This window comes from Burkholderia sp. Bp9090 (assembly GCF_003857985.1).
Lineage (GTDB): Bacteria > Pseudomonadota > Gammaproteobacteria > Burkholderiales > Burkholderiaceae > Burkholderia.
Genome location: NZ_QTPV01000105.1, coordinates 1 through 1,175 on the forward strand (window position 1 = coordinate 1; position 1,175 = coordinate 1,175).

Consider the following 1,175-nt stretch of genomic DNA (forward strand, 5'->3'; position numbering starts at 1 on the left):
CGCTCGACCGCGAGCGCGACGCCCATCCCGCCGCCGATGCACAGCGACGCCAGCCCGCGCTTCGCATCGCGCTTGGCCATTTCGTGCAGCAGCGTCACCAGGATCCGGCAGCCCGACGCGCCGATCGGGTGGCCGATCGCGATCGCCCCGCCGTTCACGTTCACCTTCGACGTGTCCCAGCCCATCTGCTTGTGCACCGCCAGCGCCTGCGCCGCGAATGCCTCGTTGATTTCCATCAGGTCCAGGTCGCCCGGCGTCCAGCCCGCGCGCTCCAGCGCACGGCGCGATGCCGGCACCGGCCCCATGCCCATCACGCTCGGATCCACCCCCGCGTTCGCGTACGCCTTGATCCGCGCCAGCGGCGTCAGGCCGAGCGCCGCCGCCTTCTGCGCCGACATCACCAGCACCGCCGCCGCGCCGTCGTTCAGCCCCGACGCGTTCGCCGCCGTCACCGAGCCGTCCTTCGAGAACGCCGGCTTCAGCCCCGCCAGCGATTCCGCCGTCACGCCGTGGCGCACGAACTCGTCGGTCGCGAACTGCAGCGGCTCGCCCTTGCGTTGCGGGATCGACACCGGCACGATCTCGTCGTCGAAGCGCCCGGCCTTCTGCGCGGCTTCCGCCTTGTTCTGCGACAGCGCCGCGAACGCGTCCTGCTCCTCGCGCGTGATCCCGTATTCCTTCGCGACGTTCTCCGCCGTGATGCCCATGTGGTACTGGTTGTACACGTCCCACAGGCCGTCGACGATCATCGTGTCGACCAGCTTCGCGTCACCCATCCGGAACCCGTCGCGCGAGCCCGGCAGCACGTGCGGCGCTGCGCTCATGTTTTCCTGGCCGCCCGCAATCACGATCTCCGCGTCGCCCGCCACGATCGCGTTCGCCGCCAGCATCACGGCCTTCAGGCCCGAGCCGCACACCTTGTTGATCGTCATCCCCGGCACTGCGCTCGGCAGGCCGGCCTTGATCAGCGACTGGCGCGCCGGGTTCTGCCCCGAGCCCGCCGTCAGCACCTGGCCCATGATCACTTCGCTCACCTGCTCGGGCTTCACGCCCGAACGCTCCAGCACCGCGCGAATCACCGTCGCGCCCAGCTCCGGTGCCGCGATCTTCGCGAGCGAGCCGCCGAATTTGCCGACCGCGGTCCGCGCGGCCGATACGATCACTACGTCCGTCAT

The 1,175-nt window shown here is 70.2% G+C and carries 1 protein-coding gene; it reads right to left on the reverse strand.

Translation table 11 applies throughout. The features are described 5' to 3' along the window. A partial coding sequence (locus DIE16_RS36275) for an acetyl-CoA C-acetyltransferase (protein ID WP_148091661.1) occupies positions 1-1,175 on the reverse strand: 1,175 nt, incomplete at both ends.